At 67.7% G+C, this 19,058-nt stretch carries 20 protein-coding genes; 15 read left to right on the forward strand and 5 right to left on the reverse strand.

The window, feature by feature from the left end:
* Positions 1–209 precede the first annotated feature (209 nt).
* The 6 genes from AB6806_RS16505 to hisA all read left to right on the forward strand — a co-directional run bounded on the left by AB6806_RS16505 (position 210) and on the right by hisA (position 4,939).
* Positions 210–950 carry a pyrimidine 5'-nucleotidase gene (locus AB6806_RS16505; protein ID WP_038364797.1) on the forward strand — a complete coding sequence of 247 codons (741 nt, stop codon included), beginning with the start codon at positions 210–212 and terminating at the stop codon, positions 948–950.
* Between the two features lie 120 nt (positions 951–1,070).
* A complete protein-coding gene (locus AB6806_RS16510; RefSeq protein ID WP_370954965.1) occupies positions 1,071–2,267 on the forward strand; it encodes an O-succinylhomoserine sulfhydrylase in 1,197 nt (398 codons plus the stop codon).
* 204 nt (positions 2,268–2,471) lie between these two features.
* Positions 2,472–3,059: an imidazoleglycerol-phosphate dehydratase HisB gene (gene hisB / locus AB6806_RS16515; protein ID WP_370954966.1), complete on the forward strand. Its 588-nt coding sequence runs from the start codon at positions 2,472–2,474 to the stop codon at positions 3,057–3,059.
* A 10-nt stretch (positions 3,060–3,069) separates the two neighbouring features.
* Complete coding sequence (locus AB6806_RS16520; protein WP_370954967.1) at positions 3,070–3,558, forward strand: DUF2628 domain-containing protein; 489 nt, start codon at positions 3,070–3,072, stop codon at positions 3,556–3,558.
* The gene (hisH, locus tag AB6806_RS16525) at positions 3,555–4,211 is read left to right on the forward strand and encodes an imidazole glycerol phosphate synthase subunit HisH (RefSeq protein ID WP_370954968.1); all 657 of its coding nucleotides are present in this window, start codon (positions 3,555–3,557) and stop codon (positions 4,209–4,211) included. Before AB6806_RS16520 ends, hisH begins: the two co-directional genes overlap by 4 nt.
* Positions 4,199–4,939 carry a 1-(5-phosphoribosyl)-5-[(5-phosphoribosylamino)methylideneamino]imidazole-4-carboxamide isomerase gene (hisA, locus tag AB6806_RS16530; RefSeq protein ID WP_142022484.1) on the forward strand — a complete coding sequence of 247 codons (741 nt, stop codon included), beginning with the start codon at positions 4,199–4,201 and terminating at the stop codon, positions 4,937–4,939. Before hisH ends, hisA begins: the two co-directional genes overlap by 13 nt.
* Positions 4,940–4,942: 3 nt before the next feature.
* Here hisA and AB6806_RS16535 read toward each other — a convergent pair whose 3' ends face one another.
* Both AB6806_RS16535 and AB6806_RS16540 read right to left on the reverse strand, forming a co-directional pair.
* Positions 4,943–5,674 carry a carbonic anhydrase gene (locus AB6806_RS16535; protein ID WP_142022382.1) on the reverse strand — a complete coding sequence of 244 codons (732 nt, stop codon included), beginning with the start codon at positions 5,672–5,674 and terminating at the stop codon, positions 4,943–4,945.
* A gap of 178 nt (positions 5,675–5,852) precedes the next feature.
* Positions 5,853–6,647 carry a transporter substrate-binding domain-containing protein gene (locus tag AB6806_RS16540; RefSeq protein WP_142022383.1) on the reverse strand — a complete coding sequence of 265 codons (795 nt, stop codon included), beginning with the start codon at positions 6,645–6,647 and terminating at the stop codon, positions 5,853–5,855.
* 135 nt (positions 6,648–6,782) lie between these two features.
* Here AB6806_RS16540 and hisF point away from each other — a divergent pair, with 135 nt between their 5' ends.
* The 6 genes from hisF (at position 6,783) to AB6806_RS16570 (ending at position 11,375) form a co-directional block, all read left to right on the forward strand.
* A complete protein-coding gene (gene hisF, locus AB6806_RS16545; protein WP_112762498.1) occupies positions 6,783–7,547 on the forward strand; it encodes an imidazole glycerol phosphate synthase subunit HisF in 765 nt (254 codons plus the stop codon).
* Between the two features lies 1 nt (position 7,548).
* The gene (locus AB6806_RS16550; RefSeq protein ID WP_142022384.1) at positions 7,549–7,869 is read left to right on the forward strand and encodes a phosphoribosyl-ATP diphosphatase; all 321 of its coding nucleotides are present in this window, start codon (positions 7,549–7,551) and stop codon (positions 7,867–7,869) included.
* Between the two features lie 67 nt (positions 7,870–7,936).
* Positions 7,937–8,911, forward strand: a complete 975-nt coding sequence (gene coaA / locus AB6806_RS16555; RefSeq protein ID WP_051988265.1) for a type I pantothenate kinase — start codon at positions 7,937–7,939, stop codon at positions 8,909–8,911.
* A 56-nt stretch (positions 8,912–8,967) separates the two neighbouring features.
* The gene (locus AB6806_RS16560) at positions 8,968–9,414 is read left to right on the forward strand and encodes a YqaA family protein (protein WP_185747987.1); all 447 of its coding nucleotides are present in this window, start codon (positions 8,968–8,970) and stop codon (positions 9,412–9,414) included.
* Positions 9,415–9,534: 120 nt separating this feature from the next.
* On the forward strand, positions 9,535–9,885 hold the full coding sequence (locus AB6806_RS16565) for a RidA family protein (protein WP_038364814.1): 351 nt from the start codon (positions 9,535–9,537) through the stop codon (positions 9,883–9,885).
* 116 nt (positions 9,886–10,001) lie between these two features.
* A complete protein-coding gene (locus AB6806_RS16570) occupies positions 10,002–11,375 on the forward strand; it encodes a hypothetical protein (RefSeq protein ID WP_142022386.1) in 1,374 nt (457 codons plus the stop codon).
* Positions 11,376–11,382: 7 nt separating this feature from the next.
* Here the strand turns inward: AB6806_RS16570 and AB6806_RS16575 are convergent, their stop codons facing one another.
* On the reverse strand, positions 11,383–12,534 hold the full coding sequence (locus AB6806_RS16575) for an aminotransferase (protein WP_142022387.1): 1,152 nt from the start codon (positions 12,532–12,534) through the stop codon (positions 11,383–11,385).
* Positions 12,535–12,858: 324 nt separating this feature from the next.
* Between AB6806_RS16575 and AB6806_RS16580 the strand changes: the two genes are divergently transcribed.
* From AB6806_RS16580 to AB6806_RS16590, 3 genes are all read left to right on the forward strand, one after another.
* The gene (locus AB6806_RS16580; RefSeq protein ID WP_370954969.1) at positions 12,859–14,340 is read left to right on the forward strand and encodes a cobyric acid synthase; all 1,482 of its coding nucleotides are present in this window, start codon (positions 12,859–12,861) and stop codon (positions 14,338–14,340) included.
* 210 nt (positions 14,341–14,550) lie between these two features.
* Positions 14,551–15,147 carry a TetR/AcrR family transcriptional regulator gene (locus AB6806_RS16585; RefSeq protein WP_318652225.1) on the forward strand — a complete coding sequence of 199 codons (597 nt, stop codon included), beginning with the start codon at positions 14,551–14,553 and terminating at the stop codon, positions 15,145–15,147.
* Between the two features lie 70 nt (positions 15,148–15,217).
* The gene (locus AB6806_RS16590) at positions 15,218–17,173 is read left to right on the forward strand and encodes an SDR family NAD(P)-dependent oxidoreductase (RefSeq protein WP_038365225.1); all 1,956 of its coding nucleotides are present in this window, start codon (positions 15,218–15,220) and stop codon (positions 17,171–17,173) included.
* Here the strand turns inward: AB6806_RS16590 and AB6806_RS16595 are convergent.
* Both AB6806_RS16595 and AB6806_RS16600 read right to left on the reverse strand, forming a co-directional pair.
* A complete protein-coding gene (locus AB6806_RS16595) occupies positions 17,097–18,026 on the reverse strand; it encodes an NAD-dependent epimerase/dehydratase family protein (protein ID WP_142022388.1) in 930 nt (309 codons plus the stop codon). The genes AB6806_RS16590 and AB6806_RS16595 overlap by 77 nt on opposite strands.
* Positions 18,019–19,038 (reverse strand): MraY family glycosyltransferase, encoded by a 1,020-nt coding sequence (locus AB6806_RS16600; protein ID WP_370955011.1) that lies wholly within the window; start codon positions 19,036–19,038, stop codon positions 18,019–18,021. Before AB6806_RS16600 ends, AB6806_RS16595 begins: the two co-directional genes overlap by 8 nt.
* Between the last annotated feature and the right edge of the window lie 20 nt (positions 19,039–19,058).

Raw genomic sequence — 19,058 nt, forward strand, 5'->3', positions numbered from 1 at the left:
CGTCACGACTCCAGCCCGTCATTCCGGGCGGAGCGCAGCGGAGACCCGGAATCCATCGTAGAGCACCGAGCCTTATGATGGATTCCGGATCAGCGCCGCTACCGCGGCTTGTCCGGAATGACGGGGTGGAGGGCGTCGAGCGCGCCCGCGATTAAGCCTTGGCCAAGGACTTGCAGCGCAGACTCCGGCTCGCCACATCTCGGAGTCCGATGAAAACACTTCCTGACATCCCGGTCGCGACCCCGCCCCTGACGGCGGAAGGCTTCGCGCATGTCGATCACTGGGTCTTCGACCTCGACAACACGCTCTATTCGCACGAGGCCAAGGTCTGGCCGCAGGTCGACGAGCGCATCACCCTGTTCCTGGCGGAGCTGTTCGGCCTCGACGGCCTCTCGTCACGGGCCCTGCAGAAATACTACTACCAGCGCTACGGCACGACGCTGAAGGGGCTGATGGAGGAGCATGGCGTCGATCCCGACGACTTCCTCGACTTCGCCCACCAGATCGACCTGTCGCTGCTCGACCCCAACCCGGAACTGGGCGAGGCCATCGCCGCTCTGCCGGGCCGCAAGCTGATCCTGACCAATGGCTCGCGCGGCCATGCCGAGAACGTCGCCGGCAAGCTCGGCATCCTCCACCATTTCGAGGATATCTTCGACATCGTGCAGGCCGGCTTCCTGCCCAAGCCCGAACGCGCGACCTATGAGAATTTCCTGGCCAAGCACTCCGTCGATCCCGGGCGGGCGGCGATGTTCGAGGACATCGAGAAGAATCTCGTCGTCCCGAGCGCGCTCGGCATGAAGACCGTGCTGATCGTGCCGCGGACGCCCGATCCCTTCCGCGAGGCCTGGGAGCAGGTCGCGGTCGAAGCCGGCCATGTCCACCATGTCACGACGGATCTCGCCGGCTTCCTCAAGCCGCTCGGACGGCCTGCCGAACGCAGGAGCTGAACCCGGCGGAAGGATTCCCGCGCCGCGCGTTTCCCGAAAAGGAATTTCTGTTCTTCTTTACGAACAGAATGGAAGCTGCTACTGGCTCTGTCCGTTATAAAGAACGGATTGAGGCTGATCATGTCGACATCGGACAACGCCGCAGCGAAGCTGCATCCCGAGACGCGTCTGGTCCATGCCGGCACCATGCGCTCGCAGTTCGGCGAGACCTCCGAGGCGCTGTTCCTGACGCAGGGCCATGTCTATGACAGCGCCGAGCAATGCGAGGCGCGCTTCCTGAACAAGGATCCGGGCTTCCAATATGCCCGCTTCTCCAATCCCACCGTCGCGATGCTGGAAGGCCGCATGGCGGCCTTCGAGGGCGCCGAGGCCTGCCGTGCCACCGCGACCGGCATGGCCGCGGTCACCGCCGCCGTGATGGCGCAGGTGCGCGCCGGCGACCATGTCGTGGCGGCGCGTGCGCTCTTCGGCTCCTGTCGCTACGTCGTCGAGGACCATCTGCCGCGCTACGGCGTCGCGTCGACGCTGGTCGACGGCACCGATCTCGAGGCCTGGCGCAAGGCGATCCGGCCGAACACCAAAGTCCTCTTCCTTGAAAGTCCGTCGAACCCGACGCTGGAGATCATCGACATCGCCGCCGTCGCCGAGATCGCGAAGGCAGCGGGCGCGACGCTCGTCGTCGACAACGTCTTCGCCACGCCGCTCTTCCAGCGTCCGCTCGAGCTCGGCGCCGATCTCGTCGTCTATTCCGCCACCAAGCATATCGACGGGCAGGGGCGCTGCCTCGGCGGCCTGATCGTCGGCTCGAAGGCGCTGATCGAGGGCGATATCCAGACCTTCCTGCGCCAGACCGGCCCGGCGATCTCGCCTTTCAACGCCTGGGTGATGCTGAAGGCGCTGGAGACGCTGCCGCTGCGCGTTGCCAAGCAGGCCGAGAATGCGACCAAGGTCGCGGATTGGCTCGCCGCTCACCCGAAGCCCTCAAAGGTCATCTTCTGCGGCCATGAGAGCCACCCGCAGGCCGCGATCATCGCACGCCAGATGAGCGGCCCCTCGACGCTGATCGCCTTTGAGGTGCCCGGCGGCAAGGACGCCGCCTATCGCCTGCTCAACGCCTGCAAGCTGATCCGCATCTCGAACAATCTCGGTGACGCCAAGAGCCTGATCGTCCATCCCGCGACGACGACGCACCAGCGCTTCAGCCCGGAAGTCCGGGCCGATATGGGCGTCACCGACGGCATGATCCGTCTCTCGATCGGGCTGGAGCACGCCGACGACCTGATCGCCGATCTGGAGCAGGCGCTGGCAAAGGTGTGAGACGCCAGCCGTCATTCTCGGGCGAAGCGCAGCGCAGACCCGAGAATCTCTGGAAGGACGCAGCGCGGGAGCCTCATCCGTCACGAGATGCTCGGGTCAGGCCCGAGCATGACGCGTGTGACAGCCGGGGCACCGCGCCTGTGGCCATCCCCGCTTGCCCCTGCTAAAGCGAAGCCGTTTTCCAGCCTGCCCTGAGAGGCCAGCATGCGTTCGGGCGAAGTGAAGCGTCGCACCAACGAGACCGATATCGCGGTCTCGCTCACCATCGACGGGACCGGCAAGGCCGAGATCGCCACCGGCGTCGGCTTCTTCGACCATATGCTCGACCTGTTCGCCCGCCATTCGCTGATCGACCTCAAGGTCAAGGTGAAGGGCGACACCCATATCGACGACCACCATTCGGTCGAGGATGCCGGTATCGCGCTCGGCGAGGCTCTCAGGCAGGCGCTCGGCGACAAGAAGGGCATCCGCCGCTATGCCGATGTCCACTTGCCGATGGACGAGACGCTGACCCGCGTCGCGCTCGATGTCTCCGGCCGGCCGTTCCTGGTGTTCCGCACCGAGTTCAAGGCGCAGAAGATCGGAACCTTCGACACCGAGCTGGTGCGCGAATTCTTCCAGGCCTTCGCGATGAATGCCGGCATCACGCTGCATGTCGAGACGCTCTATGGCGACAGTGCCCACCATATCGCCGAGAGCTGCTTCAAGGGGCTGGCGCGGGCGCTGAGGCAGGCGCTCGAGGTCGATCCGCGCGAAGGCGGCCGCGTGCCCTCGACCAAGGGCGCGCTCTGAGGAGGCGAGGATGGCATTCTACACGGTGATGACGCCGCCCTCGGCCGAAGGCGGCGAGCGCGAAGCGGTCGAGCGGGCACGCCTCGTTCCCGACAGCTTCTCCTGGGGCGCGTTCCTGCTTCACGGGCTCTGGCTGCTCGGCCAACGGCTCTGGCTGGCGACGCTGCTGTTCGTGCTGGCCTGGGGTGCGATCTTCTTTCTCCAGACGCGCTTCGGCTTCCACCCGACCGCGCTCGGGCTGATCTACTGGACGATCGCGTTCTTCCTCGGCGTCGAGGGGCGCAATCTCGTCATCCGCAAGCTCACCCGCAAGGGCTGGCGCCTGGCGGATGTCGTCGAGGCGCGCTCGCTGGCCGAGGCCGAGCGCCGTTATTTCGAACGCGCGCTCGCCGATGAGCCCGTCGCGCCGCGGATCGCAACCGCAACGCCCGCCGCGGCAGCACGACCGAGCGGCGCTCTGCCGATCATCGGCCTCTTCCCGGAGGCGCAGGGGCGATGAGCCAATCCGTCGCGATCATCGACTACGGCTCGGGCAACCTGCACTCGGCCGCCAAGGCGTTCGAGCGGGCGGCGGCCGAGGCCGGCATTCCTTCGACCATTCATGTCACCAGCAACACCGATGTCGTGCGTGCGGCCGACCGTATCGTGCTGCCGGGCGTCGGAGCCTTCGCCGATTGCCGGCGCGGGCTCGACGCCGTTCCCGGCATGGTCGAGACGCTGGAAGAGGTGGTGCGGGGCAAGGGCCGACCCTTCCTCGGCATCTGCGTCGGCATGCAGCTCCTCGCCTCGCGCGGGCTCGAATACACGATAACCGAGGGGCTCGGCTGGATTCCGGGCGATGTCGCCCTGATCAAGCCGCGCGACGAGAGCCTCAAGATCCCGCATATGGGCTGGAACACGCTGCACCGGCAGAACGAGCACCCGCTGCTCGCCGGCATCGAGACCGGCCCGCAGGGACTGCACGCCTATTTCGTCCATTCCTATGCGCTGACGCCGGAACGGGCGCAGGACGTGGTCGCACTGACCGACCATGGCGGCCCGGTGACCGCAATGGTTGCGCATGGCAACGTCGCGGGCACGCAGTTCCACCCCGAGAAGAGCCAGGCGCTCGGCCTCAAGCTCATCGCCAATTTCCTGAGCTGGAAGCCGTGATCCTCTTTCCCGCGATCGATCTCAAGGAAGGCCGCTGCGTCCGCCTGAAGCAGGGCGACATGGCGCAGGCCACGATCTTCAACGACGACCCGGCCGCGCAGGCTGCGACCTTCGAGGCCCAGGGCTTCCAGTGGCTGCATGTCGTCGATCTCGACGGCGCCTTCGCTGGCAAGCCGATGAACGCGGCGGCGGTCGAAGCCATCCTGAAGCGCGTCGCCTTTCCCGTGCAGCTCGGCGGCGGCATCCGTGACATGAAGACGGTCGCCGGCTGGCTCGACAAGGGCATCGCCCGAGTCATCATCGGCACGGCGGCGGTGCGCGATCCCGGTTTCGTGCGCGAGGCGGCAAAGGCGTTTCCGGGCAAGGTCGCGGTCGGCATCGACGCGCGCGACGGCTTCGTGGCCGTGGAAGGCTGGGCCGAGACCTCGACATTGGCGGCGGCCGATCTCGGCAAGCGCTTCGAGGATGCCGGCGTGGCCGCGATCGTCTACACCGACATCGCCCGCGACGGCATGCTCCAGGGCATCAACTGGGACGGCACGATCGCGCTGGCGAAGGCGGTTTCGATCCCGGTGATCGCCTCGGGCGGCCTGGCCTCCATGGCCGATATCGAGCGCCTTTGCGCTGATGACGCCTCGATCCTCGAAGGCGCGATCACGGGCAGGGCCCTCTATGACGGTCGGATCGATCCGACGGCAGCACTCGACCGGCTGGCCCGGGCCGCCTGAGCCTCAGATCAGCTTCACCTTGCCGGTGGCGAGGTCGTAGACGCCGCCGACGACCGTCAGCTTCTTCTCGGCGACGCGCTGGGCGAGGATCGGAGCCGCCGTCTTCAGCCGCTCGACATTGAGCCGGACATTCGCCTCCGTCGCCGCTTCCAGCATATCGGCGGCGCCGGCTTTCTGCGCCTCGACGACGGCAGGCCGGATCGCATTGACCAAGGCAGGCAGGTGGCCGGGCAATTGCGTCCCGTTCTTCACTGCATCGATGGTCGCGGAAATCGCGCCGCAGCGCGTATGCCCGAGCACCAGGATCAAGGGCGACTGCAGGACGGCCGCGCCGAATTCGAGGCTCGCCAGCCCATCCTCGTTGACGAAATTCCCCGCAACCCGGACGACGAAGAGATCGCCGGCGCTCTGGTCGAAGGTCAGCTCGGGAGCAAGGCGCGAATCGGCACAGCCGACGATCGAGGCGAAGGGATGCTGCGAACTGGCGCGGGCCGCCCGTCCAGCCGAGAAATCCCGATGCCGGGGCTTGTTGGCCACGTAGCGGGCATTGCCCGCCATCAGCCGCTTCAACGCCTCTTCCCCGGTCGGCACATCCACCGGGCTCGCGGTCTGCGCGGAGGCCATCGAGACGCCGCCGGCCATCCCGCCCGCGAGCGCAAGCGCGGCGCCCAGGCCGAGGAGGGAGCGACGCGACGGGCGCGGCAACGGATGACGAGCGACGCAATTCTCGCACATGGCAGCGTTTCCCCCCGGAAAGCCGGCGGAGCCTTCCGCCTTGCGCCGCCACCGTATCGACAAGTGATGAAGAATGACTATCGGGGCGGACATCGAGCCCGCCCCCGCCGATCAGCTCCGACCGGGTCGCGCCGTCACCGCGCCGCCGGTTCCAGCCCCGGCAGCGCGACGAACATCCTCAGCGCACGAACTGGTCGTAGATCTTGGCGAACTCGCCCGTCGCCTTGGCGAGATGCAGCCACTGGTCGACGAAGGCCTTGAAGGTCGCGTCGCCGCGCGGGAGCATGTAGCCCATCTCGCCATATTGCAGCGGCTCGTCCGGATTGACGGCGCAGAGGCCGGGCTTGGCCTTCTCCTGCACCTTCACCTCGATCGACTCGGCGATCATCAGGTCGGCCTTGCCGGCGAGGATCTGGTCGAAGATCGTGACGTTGTCGGGGAAGACCTCGATCTTGGCCTGCTTGAAATTGGCGCGCACGAAACGCTCGTTGGTGCCGCCGGGATTGACGATGACGCGGGTCTCCGGCTTGTCGATGGCCGCGACCGTCTGGAACTTGTCCTTGTCGGCGCAGCGCACGATCGGCGCCTTGCCGTTGACGAGATAGGGCGCGGAGAAGAACACCTTCTTCTGCCGGTCGAGCGTCACCGAGATGCCGCCCATCGCGACGTCGCATTTGCCCGAGCCCATGTCGGTCAGCAGATCGGCCCATTTCGTCTGGACGAACTTGGCCTCGACGCCGAGCGCCTTGGCGAGCGATTTCGCCAGCTCGATGTCGATGCCCTCGAAGCTGCCGTCCTTGGCCAGCGTGAAGGGCTTGTAGTCGCCGGTGGTGCAGATTTGCAGGCTGCCTCGGCTCTGCACGGTGTCGAGCAGGCTCGCGGGCGTCTGCGCGTGGACGGCGCCGGCCAGGGTCAGGCCGAAGGACAAGGCCGGCAGCAGCAGGCCGGGGCGGAGCAGGGAGAACAGGCGCATGATCGGATGACCTCGGAGCTGTCGAAACCGCAGGCCAAGCAAGGAACGTGCGCGACGGACTGTCAACCGGCGCCGCAATGGTTTAGAGGAGCCGGTTTCCGGCGGCTTTTTCCAACGGCCTGGGCCCTGTCGACGATGACCTTGAAGACGCGCATCATTCCCTGCCTCGACGTCAAGGACGGCCGCGTCGTCAAGGGCGTCAAGTTCGTCGACCTCGTCGATGCCGGCGATCCCGTCGAGGCCGCCAAGGCCTATGACGCGGCCGGCGCGGACGAGCTCTGCTTCCTCGACATCACCGCAAGCCATGAGGATCGCGGCATCCTGTTCGACGTGGTGACGCGCACGGCTGAAGCCTGCTTCATGCCGCTCACCGTCGGCGGCGGGGTGCGCAAGGTCGAAGATATCCGCGCGCTGCTGCTGGCCGGCGCCGACAAGGTCTCGATCAACACCGCCGCCGTCACCAACCGGCTCTTCGTCAAGGAAGCGGCGGAGAAATTCGGCGCCCAGTGCATCACGGTCGCGATCGACGCCAAGCAGGTCTCGCCCGGCCGCTGGGAGATCTTCACCCATGGCGGGCGCAACGCCACCGGCATCGAGGCCGTCGCCTTCGCGCGCGAGGTCGTCTCGCTGGGTGCGGGCGAATTGCTGGTGACCTCGATGGACAAGGACGGCACCAAGTCCGGCTATGATCTCGGCCTGACGCGCGCCATCGCGGATGCGGTCTCGGTTCCGGTGATCGCCTCGGGCGGTGTCGGCGACCTCGACGATCTCGTCGCCGGCGTCAGCGAAGGCCATGCCTCAGCCGTGCTCGCCGCCTCGATCTTCCATTTCGGCACCTACACGATCGGTCAGGCCAAGGCCCATATGGCGGAAGCGGGCCTCAGGATGAGGCTCGATTGACATGGCCGGTTTTACCCTGACCGATCTCGAAGCCCGCATCGCCGAACGCGCCAGCGCCTCGCCCGAGGAATCCTGGACGGCGAAGCTCATCGCCGCCGGTCCCGAGCGTGCCGCCAAGAAGTTCGGAGAGGAGGCGGTCGAGGCCGTCATCGCGGCCGTGAAGGGCGACCGCGCAGAGCTGATCGCCGAAAGCGCCGACGTGCTGTATCATCTTTTGGTCGTGCTCAAGAGCCGCGATATTGCATTGCAAGACGTCTTGAGCCAGCTTGAAGCCCGTACGGCCCGGTCCGGACTGGCGGAGAAGGCGGCCAGATCCGGTTGAGTAGCGTCGAAGACCCGGCGAGGATGATCCCCCTTTGAACCTCGAATCCTGGATTGCGGGTCGCGTCATGGACCAGCGCCTCATCTCGACCCCGCCGGAACGCGACCTCGTCTCGCCCTATCGCATCTTCTCGCGCGACGAGTGGGCGCATCTGCGCGCCGATCAGCCGCTGACGCTCTCGGTCGACGACCTGACCAAGCTGCAATCGCTCAACGATCCGATCTCGCTCGACGAGATTGTCGCGATCTACCTGCCGCTGTCGCGCATGCTCTCGCTCTATGTCGCGGCGACGCAGGGGCTGTTCAAGGCGACGCAGCGCTTCCTTCTGGCCGAATCCGAGCCCAAGGTGCCCTATATTATCGGGGTCGCCGGCTCGGTCGCAGTCGGCAAGTCGACCACGGCGCGCGTGCTCAAGGCCCTGCTCTCGCGCTGGCCCAATACGCCGAAGGTCGAGCTCGTCACCACCGACGGCTTCCTGCTTCCCAACGCCGAGCTGGAACGGCGCGGGCTGATGCAGCGCAAGGGCTTCCCCGAAAGCTATGACGGCCAGGCGATCCTGCGCTTCCTCTCCGATGTGAAGGCGGGCAAGCCGCAAGTGTCGGCGCCGGTCTATTCGCACCTCGTCTACGACGTCGTGCCGGGCGAGACGGTGACGGTCGAGCGGCCGGACATCCTGATCCTCGAGGGGCTGAACGTGCTGCAGCCGAGCCGCATGCCGAAGGACGGCACGGTGATCCCCTTCGTCTCGGATTATTTCGACTTCTCGGTCTATCTCGACGCCGACGAGAACGATCTGCACCGCTGGTACGTTAACCGCTTCATGACGCTGCGCCACACCGCCTTCCGCGATCCGCGCTCGTTCTTCCGCAAATATGCCGAGATCGCGGAGGAGGAAGCCCTCTCCATCGCCGAGAAGCTCTGGACCGGCATCAACCTGCCGAACCTGCAGGAGAACATCCTGCCGACGCGCCAGCGCGCCAGCCTGATCCTGACCAAAGGCGCGAGCCACCGCATCCAGCAGGTCGCCCTGCGGCGGCTGTAGAATCCAGCCGCGATGTCGTTCCCGCCCCGGCCCGCCCTCTCCGGCTCCGCATCTTGATGGAAGCCTTCTGGTCGCTCGCCGGCATGGCGAGCGCGGCCTTCATTGCCGCGACCCTGCTGCCGGCGCAGTCGGAAGCCGTCTTCGTCGGGCTGCTGGCGGCGAAGAGCGTCGATCCGCTCGCCTTGTTCCTGACGGCGAGCCTGGCGAATACCGCCGGCTCGCTTCTCAACTGGTGGCTCGGCCGGCTCATCGCACAGCGCGGCGTCGAGGCGCTGCCGGTGCGGCTGCGGCCCGACCCGGCCCGCCTCGCCAAGGCACAGGGCTGGTTCGGGCGCTTCGGCTGGCCCTCGCTGCTCTTCGCCTGGCTGCCGGTCGTCGGCGACCCGCTGACCTTCGTCGCCGGTACGCTGAACTTCCCGCTCGGGCGCTTCATCCTGCTGGTGCTGATCGGCAAGGCGGCGCGCTATGCAGCGCTCTGGGCAGGCTGGACGAGCCTCGCCTGAAGCGTTTTGGCGCGAAACGGATGCCGGTTCGCACGAAGAAAACGCTCCTGCATCCTTGGCAATTGCGAAACCGGGCCGGCCGGGCTACCAGCGAGGCTATCCGTTCAAGGAGATTACACGATGAGCATCCAGCGTATCCAGCCCGGTCCCCGCATGTCCAAGGCCGTCGTGCACGGCGATACCGTCTATCTGGCCGGCCAGGTCGCTGGCGCCGCAGCGGGCAAGAGCGTGGCGGAGCAGACGGCCGACATCCTCGGCATCATCGACGGCCTGCTGGCCGAGGCTGGCACGGACAAGTCGAAGCTGCTGATGGTCAATATCTGGCTCGCCGACATGTCGACCTTCGCAGAGATGAACGCCGTCTGGGACAAGTGGGTCGTTGCGGGCGCCACGCCGGGCCGCGCCACGGTCGAGGCCAAGCTCGCCGCGCCGCAGTTCACGGTCGAGATCGCGGTCATCGCCGCGAAGTGAGATTGGACGCCCCCGGGCCGGCCGCGGAAGCCGCTTCCGGCCCGGGGACATGCATCGCCGCCATGAGCCCAGCGGGAGCATGGCGGTAGCCCTGGCGGGAGGCGGCTATCGGCCGTTTGGACGAGATCACACCGCTTCTGGCCCGGGTCGCCGGACGCCACGGATTGCCGCCGGTCGCGCTGGCCGCGATGGTCGGCGACTGGCTCACCGATGCCGGCAAGGCCTTGCCGAACGAGACGCTGCTCGACCGCAAGGCCCAGGACTTTCTTGCCTTGGCCCGTCGCCTCACATCGCCGCTCGACGATGCGGAGATCCGGCGGCTGCGCGCCGAAGCGGCGGCCGCCATCGCCGCCGGCCGGCTCGCCGAAGCCGACAAGGCGCTGGCGAAGGCCGAACTCCATCTGATCGGAAAAGTCACCGACCTCACCGCCCTGTCGGCGGGAAGCCGGGTGCGGATCGGCGAAAACCGGGCCGACCGCGCAGCACTCAGCTTCCTGCGCGCCGCGCCGGAAAGCTACCGCGAAGCAGCGGCGCGCTATGGCGAGGCTTCAGCGCTGATCGGGCTCGTCGATATCGAACACAGCCGCCGGGCCGCGCTCGACCAAGCCAGCGCGCTCGCCCGCATCAGCGAGGATTTCGGCGGCCGCGAGGGCTATGACGCCGCCGCGGCAGTGCTGCGTCGCCAGCTCGAAGGGCTGGACAGCCTGGAAGATACAACCGCCTTCGCCGAAGCCGAGGAAGCACTGGCCGGCGCCCTCGAAGGGCTTGCGCAGGTCACGGATGAGAAGTCGCTTCGCAGCGAGGCCCTGGCGCATTGCCGGCGCGCGCTGGAGCATCTCCAGCGCGACGAAGCTCCGCTGCTCTGGCGCGCGCTGAAGCTGCGCTTCGGCCGGCTCGCGCTCATTATCGGCAAGAGACAACACGACGAAGCCCTGCTGGAAGAGGCGATTTCCGCCTTCGCGACCGTGCTTGCCGCCTGGGACCGCAGCAGCGACGAGACGCGCTGGCTCGAGGCCGAGCACATGATCGCGCGCGCACGCGCGGTGCTCGGCAGCCACCGCAACGATCTGGCCCTGCTGGAACGCGCCTTCAACAGCCTCACCCGGGTCGCCGCGGCCGTCGACCGCGAAAAGGAGCCGCTGCGCTGGGCCGAGCTTCAAGACCAGATGGGCAGCGTTCTCGGCGCCATGGCCGAACGCTACACCGAACCGGTGGTGATCGAGGAGGCCATTGCGACATTTGCGGCCGCGCTGGAAGAGCGCCGACGCGAGACCGTGCCGCTGCTCTGGGCCCAGACGCGCGCGGCCCAGGCCGAGGCCATGCTCCAGCTCGCTCGCCGCGGCAAGGACAAGGACCTCGCCCAAAAAGCTCTGGCGCAGCTGGTCGAGGCCGTGGAAACCGCGCGCAAGGCCGACCCCGGCGCCGCCGCGGGTCTCCAGCAACGCCTGGCCGCGGCCGGAGAGCTGGCGACGCGCCTGCTCTCGGAATAGTCCCGAATCAGCCGCGCGGGCGCCGCTCCGCGAGCCGCTCCAGCGCCGCGTCGAGCGTCGCATCGCGCTTGGCGAAGCAGAAACGGACCACGTTCTTCACCGCACCTTCCGCATAGAAGGCGCTGACGGGGATGGCGGCGACGCCGTTCTCCGTGACGAGACGGCGGCAGAAATCGACATCGTCGCTCTCGCCGAGCGGCGCGATATCGAGATTGAGGAAATAGGTGCCCGCGCTCGGCAGCACCTGGAATCCCAGGTCGCGAAGCCCCGTGGCGAAGCGGTCGCGCGAGCGCTGGAAATCGGCCCGCATCCCTTCGAAATAGCCGTCTTCCTTGCCAAGCCCGTAGGCGACCGCGGCCTGCAGGTTCGGCGGGGTGGTGAAGGTGATGTATTGATGCGCCTTGGCCAGCACCCGCATGATCGCGGGCGCCGCCATGACCAGCCCGACCTTCCAGCCCGTCAACGAGAAGATCTTGCCGGCCGACGAGATCTTGACGGTGCGCTCGCGCATGTCGGGCCGCCCCAGCACCGGCACATGGCGGTGGCCGTCGAAGACGACATGCTCCCAGACCTCGTCGCAGACCGCAATCGCATCATAGCGGTTGCAGAAGGCGGCGAGCAGGTCGAGATCGGCCTCGCTGAAGATCGTCGCCGTCGGGTTGAGCGGGTTGTTGAACAACACGACGCACGTCTTCGGCGAGAAGGCTTTCGCCAGCGCCTCCTCGGTCAGGCCGAAATGCGGCGGCGTCAGCGTCACGAATTTCGGGATGCCACCGGCCCGGCGCACCAGCGGCACATAGGCGTCGTACATCGGCTCGAACAGCACGACCTCGTCGCCCGGCGTCACCAGCGCCATCAGCGCCCCGGCGATGGCCTCGGTCGCGCCGGAGGTCACCATGATCTCGCTGTCGGGATCGAGATCGAGCCCCTGCCAATGCTTGTAGTGGGTCGCGACCGCCTGCCGCAGTTCCGGCAGGCCCATCATCGGCGGATACTGATTCCAGCCATCGATCACCGCCTCGGCCGCCTTGCGCCGGACATCCTCCGGCCCGGGATCATCCGGAAAGCCCTGCCCGAGATTGACCGCGCCGGTCTCGCGCGCGAGCTGGGACATGACCTCGAAGACACTGGTCTGAAGGGCGGAAAAGATCGGATTCATCGGGATTTCGGCGTCCGGCAGGCTTTTGCTGGGCCCGGCTCTACCATGCCGTGGGAACGTGTGCATCCCCGTTCGGGGTCGTCGTTCCGGCGCCTGAAAATATCGAATGATGAATGTTGACATTCATCACCGGTCAGTGTCTATTCACTTTCAGCCGGTCTACGGCGGACGCCCGTTGCGACTTCGCCCCTTTGGCGCAGCAGGATGCCGCAGTAGGCCGGCGAATTATGTCAGGGGCCTCGCGACATCTGGCCCGTCGGCGCAAACGCCCTGCTTTGTTCGCAAAGCCTCTCCCTTTCCCTCGCAGATGATCTAAGCAGGCGCATGGACCGCGCCCGCACGCCCGCCATCATGATTCTCGGCACCGGCTCGAATGTCGGCAAGTCGCTGATCGTCGCCGGCTTGTGCCGGCTCTTCGCCGATCGCGGGCTGCGGGTGCGCCCGTTCAAGCCGCAGAACATGTCCAACAATGCCGCCGCCACCGCCGAAGGCGAGATCGGCCGGGCGCAGGCGCTGCAGGCGCGGGCCGCGCGGGTCGCGCCGCATCCCGACATGAACCCGGTCCTGCTGAAGCCCGAGGGCGAGCAGGGCAGCCAGATCATCCTGCAGGGCCGCGTCGCCGGCCGCCTCGCCTCGCGCGACTTCGCCCGGCGCGGCGATTTCCTGCCGCAGGTCCTGCAAAGCTACGAGCGGCTCTGCGCCGACGCCGATCTCGTCATCGTCGAGGGCGCCGGCTCTGCCGCGGAAACCAATCTGCGCGCCCGCGACATCGCCAATCTGGGCTTCGCCCGCGCCGCGGACGTGCCTGCCATCCTGATCGGGGACATCGACCGCGGCGGCGTGATCGCCAGCCTCGTCGGCAGCCATGCGGTGCTCGACCCCGCCGACCGGGCGATGATCCGCGGCTTCGCCGTCAATCGTTTCCGCGGCGCGGTCGAATTGTTCCGGCCGGGCGTCGAGACCATCGCCACAGCCACCGGCTGGCCCTGCCTCGGCGTGGTGCCCTGGTTCGCGGCGGCGCACCGGCTGCCGGCCGAGGATGGCCTCGATCTGCGTTCCGAGCGCAAGCCCGGTGCCCGCATCCGCATCGCCGTGCCCATCCTGCCCGGCATCGCCAATTTCGACGATCTCGATCCGCTCAAGCTCGAAGCGGAGGTCGATCTGGTGCTGGTGCCACCGGGACAGCCCCTGCCGATCGCCGATGTGGTGATCCTGCCCGGTTCCAAGACGACGCTGCGGGACCTCGCCGCGCTGCGCGCCGAAGGGTGGGACATCGACATCCTCGCGCATCACCGTCGCGGCGGGCATGTGCTCGGGCTCTGCGGCGGCTACCAGATGCTGGGGCGCGTCGTCCGCGACCCGTCGGGCATCGAGGGGCCGGCCGGAGAGGCGCCCGGCCTCGGGTTGCTCGATGTCGAGACGGTGCTCGACGCCGACAAGACGGTGCGCGAGACCCGCTTCACCCATGCGGCCAGCGCGGCGCAGGGACGCGCCTACGAGATCCATCTCGGCCGGACCGAAGGCCCCGACACCCGGCGCGCGCCCTTCGCAGTCGATGGCCGGGCCGAGGGCGCGACCAGCCCGGACGGCCGCGTCGCCGGCACCTATCTTCATGGCGCCTTCGCGTCGGATGCGATGCGGGCGGCCTGGCTCGGCGCGATCGGCGGCGGCACGCAAGGCTCGGATGTCCGGTTCGACGTGCTCATCGAGCAGACCCTCGACGATCTCGCCGCCCATCTCGCGGGGCATCTCGATGTCGAAGCCTTGCTGGAGATCGCGCGCCGGCACCGGGACGCTGCGATTTGAGCGAGGATCCCGTTCCTGCCCGTTGAGGAGAAGCATCCATCCCGCCGAAATCGTACGTCCCGCGTGCCGCGCGGAACTTATCGAGCCGCGCGCGATTGTTGCCACATGGGAGAAAAACTTTTATTCGCCATAGCGTTGACGAATGACGAAATTCGTCATAGCGATCAATACTCACCGCCTACACTAGAAAGCAAACAAAGCGGCCGCGCCGTGACCCACGCCGAACGCGATACCAGGCAGACCATCGTCGACACCGCCGAGCGCTTCTTTCGCGACATCGGCTACCAGAAGACGACCGTTGCGGACATCGCCAAGTCCCTGCGGATGAGTCCTGCCAATGTCTACCGCTTCTTCGACTCCAAGAAGTCGATCAACGAGGCGGTGCTGGAGCGCTACAAGCGCGAGCAGGAAGAGGCGATGATCGTCATCGCCGGTCAGGACCGGCCGGCCGCTGACAGGTTGCGCGATATCTTGGAGACCTCGTTCCGGCTCAATGTCGCTCGCTTCGCCGGCCATGTGCGAATGCAGGAGATGGTCTGCGCCGCGATGGAGGAAAGCTGGGACGCGATCATCGCCCATATCGAGCGCTTCGATGCCGTGCTGCGCCGCGTGGTGGTGGATGGCATCGCCAACGGTGAGTTCCGCGACATCGACCCGGTCCAGGCGACCGGCTGCATCCGCACGGCGATGACCCGCTTCATGCACCCGCTGCTCATCAACCAGTTCGAATGTCTGCCGGGCCCCTCGGCCGACGAGATGATCTCCTTCGTCTTGAGCGGGCTCGAAGCCCGACCGCCACGAGCCTGACCCGTTTTAGACCGGCTCGCGCGTTGACAAGCCGCCGAGGGAGCGGGATACCCCCGCTGACATGGCCATCCTGCCCAAACAGAACCTGAAGAAGTCCGCCATCGTCCTGCACGATCTGGTGATGACGGCGCTGGCGATCTGGCTCGTCTTCGTCGTGCGCTTCGAGGGCCGCCAGCTCACCGAGCATCTGCGCTATCTGCCGCGCTTCCTGCCCTTCTTCGTCGCCTATGCCGGGCTGGTCTACTGGTTCTTCTCGCTCTACCGCTCGAAATGGCGCTTCGCCTCGCTGCCGGACCTCTCCAACATCGTGAAGGCCGTCTCGGTCCTGACGGTGACGCTGCTTGCGGTCGATTATCTCCTCGTCGCCCCGGATTTCTACGGCGCCTTCTATTTCGGCAAGATCTCGATCGCGCTCTACTGGCTGGTCCAGATCGCCCTGCTCGGCGGCCCGCGCCTGGCCTATCGCTACTTCAAATATGCCCGCGGCCGGACCAATGCCGAGCGCGAGGCGGTGCTGCCGGCCCTGCTGCTCGGCCGCGGCGTCGAGGTCGAGATGGTGATCCGGGCCATGGAAGCCGGGACGATGCGCCGGCTGCGCCCCGCCGGCATCCTCTCGCCTCGTCACGACGATCTCGGCCAGTCGATCCGTGGCGTGCCGGTGCTCGGCCTGCTCTCGGAGATCGGGACGGTCGCAGGCGAGGCGGCGGACCGTGGCGAGGGCTATCGCCGCATCGTCGCGACGCCCTCCGCATTGGTGCCCGAGGCCCATCCGGAGAAATGGCTCAGCCAGACGCGCCGGCTCGCCGTGCCGATCTCCCGGATCGACGCCTCCGGCGAAGGCACGCGCGACACCGACGTCGCGCCGCTGGAGATCGAGGATCTGCTGGTGCGCTCGACCGTCACCATCGACCGTGGGCGTCTCGGCGCCTTCCTGAAAGGCAAGCGCGTCATCGTCACCGGCGGCGGCGGCTCGATCGGCTCCGAGATCTGCCTGCGCTGCGCCGCCTTCGGCGCGGCCGAGCTGCTGGTGGTCGAGAGTTCCGAGCCCGCCCTGTTCCAGATCACCGAGCTGCTCGCCGTGCAGGAGCGCGACACGGTCGTCTCCGGCGTGCTCGCCGATGTCCGCGACCGCGAGCGCATCATGCCGCTCTTCGCCGGTTTCCAACCCGACATCGTCGTCCATGCCGCCGCGCTGAAGCATGTGCCCTATCTCGAGGCCGACTGGAGCGAGGGCATCAAGACCAATATCTTCGGCTCGGTGAACGTCGCCGACGCGGCGATCGCCGCCGGGGCGAAGACCTTCGTGATGATCTCGACCGACAAGGCGATCGAGCCCGTCTCGATGCTGGGGGCGACCAAGCGCTTCGCCGAGATGTATGCGCAGTCGCGCGATGCCGAGTTCGTCGCGGCCGCCTCGGGCGTGCGCCTGGTCGCGGTGCGCTTCGGCAATGTGCTGGGATCGGCCGGCTCGGTCGTGCCGAAGTTCAAGGCGCAGATCGCGCGCGGCGGGCCCGTCACGGTCACCAGCCCCGACATGATCCGCTATTTCATGACGATCCGCGAAGCCTGCGATCTCGTGCTGACGGCAGCGTCCCATACCGGGGCCGAGGATACCGATTCCGAGCGGGCCGCCGTGTATGTGCTCAAGATGGGCCAGCCCGTGCGGATCATGGACCTGGCCGAGCGGATGATCCGGCTGGCCGGCTACGAGCCCGGCGAGGATATCGAGATCGTCGTCAGCGGCGTGCGGCCGGGCGAGCGGCTCAACGAGATCCTCTTCGCCCGCGACGAGCCCATGGCCGAGACCGGCCTCGACGGGGTGATGGCCGCCAAGCCCAGCTTCGCCGGGCGGGCGAAGATCCAGAGCTGGCTCGCGCAACTGGACGAAGCCATCAAGGCGAATGACCGCGCCGCCGCCAACGCCGTGCTCGACGAGGCGATCCCGGATTTCAGCCGGCGCGAGCAGAGCCCGCCAGCCGCGCCAGCGCCGCCCCGGTCTCTACCGGCGGCCGCCATCCAGCGCTGAGCAGGCCCTCGGGGCGCGCCACGAGGCTGCCCGCGAGCTTGAGGAAGGTCTCCTCCCGCCCCGCCAGCCGCGCCGCCAGCCGCAGCCAGCCTTCCGGCACCGGCAGCAAGCCGGATCCACGGCCGAGGCCGCTGCGCAAGGCCGTGAGCATCCCGGCGACGCTGACCGGCTCCGGATCGGCGACGATGTAGCTCCGCCGGGGCGGGCAAGCCGGTGTCAGGGCGAAGCGGATGGCCTCGGCGAGGTTCTCGACGGCGAGCAGCGAGCGCGGCGCCTGAAGCCCGCCGAGCGGCAGGGGCAGCGGCAGCTTCGCCAGCTTCAGCAGGGCCGCCATATTGGCCTTGACGCCCGGCCCGTAGATCAGCACCGGGCGCAAGGCGACCCAGTCGAGAGCGAGCGCCGCGAGGCCCTGCTCCGCAGCCAGCTTGGAGCGGCCATAGGCATCGTCGGGAGCGGGCGCCGCATCCTCGGTCAGCGGAGGCCCGTCGAAGGCACCCGACAGCGCCTTGATCGACGAGAGATAGACGAAGCGGCGCACCCCCGCCGTAACCGCCGCCTGTGCCAGCTCCAGCGTCGCCTGGGTGTTGATGCGCTGGTAGAGCGCCTCGTCGAGCCCCGGCCCTGCATGGGCGAGACCCGCCATATGCACGACATGGTCGACGCCGCGCAGCGCCTCGCTCCAATCCACCTTTTGCGCGAGATCGCCGATCGGAACCGTCTCGACGCCGGCAGGCACCGGGACCGGCCGCCGCAATGCGAGCCGCAGGCGCCAGCCCGCACCCGTCAGCGCCGCCACGACATGCGGCCCGACAAAGCCGCTGGCACCGGTGAGGAGGACGGTTCCCTCAGCCATGGCCAGCCCGTGGCGTCGCGAAGGCACGTAACAGCAGACCCGTCAGCACGGCCGCCAATGCCAGGCAGGCGCCTTGAACCCAGAGACCCGGCCAAGCGATCGAAAATCCCGCCAACGCCGCCAGGACGATGTTCAGCACCGCGACCCGTCCGACGACGCCGCGGACGCTGAAGCCGTTGACGGTGGCCTGCTGGTAGAAATGCGAGCGATGCGCTTCCCACACCTTCTCGCCGCGGGCGAGGCGACGCAGCAGCGTGATGGTGGAATCGGCGACATGATAGAGCGGCAGGATGAGCGCCGCCGCGAAGGCGCCCGTCCCGGCCAGCCGATAGAGCAGATAAGCGGTCAGGAGCCCGATCGGCAGGGAGCCGACATCCCCGAGAAAGAGCTTCGCCACCGGCCGGTTGAAGGGCGCGAAGCCGATGAGCCCACCGCAGAGGGCCGCCGCCAGCCAGCCCGTCGCCGGATCGATCACGCCCGCATTGCCGGCCAAGGCGAGGGCCGCCGCAAGCGGCACGATGCCGGCGACGGTGATCCAGTCGAGCCCATCCATGAAGTTGACGAGATTGACGAACCAGATGCCGGCGACGAGCGCCAAGGCCCGCTCGGCGGCAAGCGGAAGGAACTCCGGAAACAACCGCAATTCCGGCGCGGCCCGAAACAGCACGAATCCGACGCAGGCCGCCTGCAGCGCCAATCGCAGGCTCGCCGGCAGAGGCCGGATATCGTCCCAGGCGCCGACTAGGGCAAGCACTGTCGCTCCCGTTGCGACGACGAGCAGCGCACGCCCGGCTTCGGCCTCGACGGGACTCAGGCCGAAGGCCAGCGCGATGGCCAGGAACGCGCCGGCGAGCACGGCAATGCCGCCGCCCTGCGGTGTCGGCACCGTGTGGCTCGAGCGGGCGTTGGGGCGCGCCAGCGCGTAGCGTTGCAGCAGCGGACGCAGCAGCACGCAGAGCAGCGCCGCCGCGAACGCGGCGGCGACAGAGATCGCGAAGGGGACGAGCACGATAGCCAAGGTGGCCGCACCAT

The organism is Allobosea sp. RCC_152_1 (assembly GCF_041360765.1).
Taxonomy (GTDB): domain Bacteria; phylum Pseudomonadota; class Alphaproteobacteria; order Rhizobiales; family Beijerinckiaceae; genus Allobosea; species Allobosea spartocytisi.